The following is a 1,176-nucleotide window of genomic DNA, read 5'->3' on the forward strand; positions in this document are numbered from 1 at the left end:
CATGGCCAATTTCTGTTGTGGGGTAATGCCCCCGAGGGCCATGTTGGGCCGTTCATTATTGTAGGTCCATAGCCACTGCGTTGCATATTCCTGAACCTCTTCAATGGAGTGGAACAGGTATTGGGCCAGCCAGTCATAGCGGACAGTCCGGTTATAGCGCTCGATATACGCGTTCTGCTGCGGGTTTCCAGGCTGGATAAAGACCAGTTTAATACCTTGTTTTTCAGCCCAGGCAGCCAGTGTCGCACTGATGTATTCCGGACCATTGTCACAGCGGATCTGGCTGGGCTTTCCCCGCCACTCGATGATCTGACCCAGGGCCCGTACAACACGCTCAGAGGGCAGTGACAGGTCTACCTCAATGCCAAGACCTTCCCGGTTGTAATCGTCAATCACATTGAACAGCCGGTAACTTCGGCCATCCTCTAACTGGTCGTGCATGAAGTCCATGGACCAGCTGGTATTGATGGTCGTGGGCACCGCCAATGGCTCGGGCTTCTCACGTACCAGCCGCTTACGAGGCTTGATACGCAGGTTCAGTTCCAGCTCCCGGTAAATTCGGTAAACTCGTTTGTGGTTCCAGGGGTAGCCCTTCACGTTGCGCAAATACAAAAAACACAGGCCAAAACCCCAGTTGCGCTGGTTATGGGTTAACCGCACCAGTAGATCCGCGATCTCTGCGTTTTCACTGCTGAGTTTAGCCCGGTAGCGATAGCAGGACTCACTGACACTAAAGGTCACACAGGCCTGACGAATACTACAGCGAGCAGCCGCAACGGCTTTTTGCGCCATCTCACGGCGGAGAGATGGCTTTACCACTTTCCCTCAAGGGCTTCCTTGCGTAACTCAGACTTGAGCCGTTCCTCGGCATACATCTTCTTCAGTCGCCGGTTCTCATCCTCTAGCTCTTTCATCCGCTTGATCATGGAGGTATCCATGCCGCCAAATTTAGCTCGCCACTTATAAAAACTGGCGCTGCTCATGCCGTGCTCGCGGCATAACTCCGGAACGGGCACGCCGCTCTCGGCTTGCTTCAAGATCGCCATGATCTGGCTGTCAGAAAAACGTGACTTCTTCATGCGGAATCTCCCTGCGTATAGCTTACGGAAAATTCTACTTCTGATCACCTTGGTTTATTGGGGTGATTACCCCGCTACTTCCGCCAGCCGCCAATAT

At 53.3% G+C, this 1,176-nt stretch carries 1 protein-coding gene; it reads right to left on the minus strand.

Going from position 1 to position 1,176, the window contains the following annotated elements; all coding sequences use genetic code 11:
- A protein-coding gene (locus tag BCA33_RS19545) for an IS3 family transposase (RefSeq protein ID WP_139173076.1) occupies positions 1-1,079 on the minus strand; the annotation gives its coding sequence in 2 pieces (ribosomal slippage) (positions 1-824 and positions 824-1,079; 1,080 coding nt annotated over the 2 pieces). This gene is flagged as partial in the annotation.
- Between the last annotated feature and the right edge of the window lie 97 nt (positions 1,080-1,176).

The sequence above is a fragment of the Marinobacter sp. AC-23 genome, from assembly GCF_001858325.1.
In the GTDB taxonomy this organism is placed as follows: Bacteria; Pseudomonadota; Gammaproteobacteria; order Pseudomonadales; family Oleiphilaceae; genus Marinobacter.